The organism is Streptomyces sp. NPDC055078 (assembly GCF_053607985.1).
In genome coordinates, this window is the sequence record NZ_JBSGUP010000874.1 from 1 (window position 1) to 2,825 (window position 2,825).

The following is a 2,825-nucleotide window of genomic DNA, read 5'->3' on the forward strand; positions in this document are numbered from 1 at the left end:
GCTCCGGGGATCCTTCGGACCGGCGGCCGCGGGGGGCCCGACGGCCGTCTTCCGGGGCCGGGCCGCCGGGCCGGCCGGAGTGAGGGCGCTCATGAGGCGTCCCCGGCGCCGGTCCGCTGCTTCTTGGCGAAGGCCAGCCAGTCCTTCTGCAGGCCCTGGGTGAAGCCCTCCGGTGTGACGCGGCCGGACAGCAGATCCTGAGTGGTGGCCCCGACGGTGTCGTACATGGTGGTGGAGGCCCAGTCCAGATAGAAGTTCTGGCCGTCGTCGGCGAGCAGTTTCAGACCGATGTCGTTGACCTGCTCGACGACCGGGCTGGCCGCCCTGACGTCCGTGCCGCCGGTGACGGGGGTACGGCCCACGTCGGCGATGACCTGGGCGAACTCCTTGCTCATCAGCATGTCGAGGAAGGCGACCGCGGCCTTGGTCTTCTTGGTCTTCGCCGAGATGTGCCAGCCCAGGCCCCCCGAGCCCACCGAAGCGCGGGTGCCGTCGGCGCGGGCGGGCAGGGTGAAGCCGACCCCGCCCTTCATGGACTTCTGGAGAGCGGGGGCGTTCCAGGAACCGGCGATGAGGAAGGCGCCCTGGCCCTGGCTGAATTTGGTGACCGCGTCGTCGGAGCTGATGCCGTCGTAGCCCTTGCCGAAGTAGCCGTCCTTCGCCCAGTCCCGGACCGTCCTGGCGGCGTCCGCGGTGCCCCGGTCGGCGATGGTCGCGCCGGGCACGCCGCTGATCCAGGAGCGGACGTCGCGGCTGGGCACGTTCTGGGCCTGGACCAGTCCGATGACCTGGCTGGCGGGGTACTTCTCGGCGTTGCCGAGCATCAGGGGCTGGGTGCCCGCGTCCTTGGCCTTGTCGAGCGCCTCGGTGAACTCCGCGTAGGTCTTCGGCGGCTTGATGCCCAGCTTGTCGAGCGTCCTGGTGTTGTAGAAGACGCCGACGAACTCGGTGGCCGGGCTGATGCCGTAGAGGCTGCCGGAGCCGAAGATCGAACCGTCCTGCGACCAGCGGTACTGCTTGAGCGCGCCGTCGGTGAAGGTGTTCTCCCAGCCGTATGCGCGCATGACGTCGTCCAGCGGGCGCAGCAGGCCGGCCTCGACCAGCGGGCCGTCGGTGCCGTATCCCTGGTTGCCCTGTGCCAGGTCCGGGGCGTCCGAGCCGGACATCGAGTTGACGACGGTCTTCATCAGGTCGTCGAAGCCCTTGGTGGCGACGTCGACCTTGACGTTCGGGTACTTCTTCTCGTAGAGCGGGACGAGCTTCTTGAGGGTTTCCTCCTCACCGGCGTCGGCGAGGACGCGAAGGGTGGTGTCACCCATCTCCGCCACTTCCTCGGGCGTGACGGGCTCGGTGATACGAGGCCCCTGGATTCCGGAGGAGGCGGCCGGGCCGCCGGCCCCCGGAACACTGCAGGCGCTTGCCAGGAGAGCGGTGAGGGCGATTCCCGCGGCCCTGTTCCAACGCGGTTTCTTCATGAGTGCTCCGACTTCGTGCGGCCCGCACCTTTGCGAACCGGGGGCAGCGGTGACGTCACGGCTGTGAGGATGATCCGGAAGACGGCGGGTGTCCGGGAGCGCCGGGCACCCCGGGTGATGCGGTCCGGTCGTGCGGGGGCCCGGGCGCTGTGGTCCCGTCGTACGGGGGGTGCGCCCCGGGTCTGCGGTCCCGGCGCGCGGGGGGTGTCCCGGGTGATGCGGTCCCGTCGTGCGCGGGGTGCCCCGGGTGCCGTGGTCCCGTCGTCACGCCGTGCGGGAGGAGGCGGCCCGGCGACACGGCCCCGCGGGTGTCTCACCGGTGTGCGGCGACCCGGGCCGCCAGCCAGGCGTGGTTCGCGGCCTGCTCGGCGGCGACCCGGGGGTACAGCTCCGCGGGCGTCGGCGCGCGGTCCTGTTCGACCACCAGCCAGTCGCGGTAGCCGCCGCGCAGCAGATCGGCGAGGAAGGCGTCGATGTCGACGTCCCCCTTGCCGAAGGGCACACAGACCTCCGCCCACCAGGTGTCGAAGTCCTTGCGGCCCTCCGCCTTGGCACGGCGGATGACGTCCGTCTCGACGTCCTTCACATGCACATGGTTGACGCGCTCGCGCCACTTCTTCAGGCACTCCACCGGGTCCCCGCCGGCGAGCTGGATGTGCGCGATGTCCAGCGTCAGCCCGACCTCGGTCAGCTCAAGGAGCCGGTCGACCTCCCACGGTGACTCGATGTACGTGGAGATGTGCGGGTGGAAGGAGGTGCGCAGCCCGTAGGAGCGGGCCAGCTCGACGGCGCGCGCGGAGAGGTGCGCCAGCCGCTGCCAGCCTGCCTCGTCCAGCGCCAGCGATCGGTCGTCCCAGGCGCGGGCCGGGTTCTCCAGCAGCGCCTGGCTGCCTTCGTCGGCGAGGATCGCGAGGGGCGTCTCGCCGGAGCGGTCGGCGCAGGCGGCGAGTTCGCGGCAGGTCTGTTCCATCCGCCGCAGGTCGTACTCCACGACGTCGTCGCCGAGCGCGTAGTGGACCGGGATGTAGGCGCCGACCGCGGCCAGGCCGTGGCGGGCGAACGCGGCGGCGGTCTCCTCGGGGGTGCCGAGGAATCCGGGCGGGCCGAGTTCGCTGCCCTCGTAACCGGCCTCGGCCATCGAGGCGAGCAGGGCCTCCGGCGAGTGTGACCTCGTCCGCGTATTCCAGGTCGCCACCCACCGGGAGGCCGCTGGCCAGGCGGGTGACCCTGAGGCCCATGGGCTTGATCATGCGGGCGGCTTGCAGGCCATCTGGTCGGCCGCCATGCAGATGCGCTGGGGCGGGGTCGACCTGGCGCTGGCGGGCGGTGACGAGTCCATGAGCCGTATGC

2 protein-coding genes and 1 pseudogene are annotated in these 2,825 nt (G+C 71.3%); all 3 read right to left on the reverse strand.

What is annotated here, in order from left to right; genetic code table 11:
• Positions 1-89 precede the first annotated feature (89 nt).
• Positions 90-1,319, reverse strand: coding sequence for an ABC transporter substrate-binding protein (locus tag ACWF94_RS37990; RefSeq protein ID WP_453499434.1), 1,230 nt, complete (start codon positions 1,317-1,319; stop codon positions 90-92).
• 469 nt (positions 1,320-1,788) lie between these two features.
• Positions 1,789-2,613, reverse strand: a complete 825-nt coding sequence (locus ACWF94_RS37995; protein ID WP_453499436.1) for a sugar phosphate isomerase/epimerase family protein — start codon at positions 2,611-2,613, stop codon at positions 1,789-1,791.
• 22 nt (positions 2,614-2,635) lie between these two features.
• Positions 2,636-2,734: pseudogene (locus ACWF94_RS38000) on the reverse strand (recombination mediator RecR); the annotation flags it as partial.
• Positions 2,735-2,825: the final 91 nt, after the last annotated feature.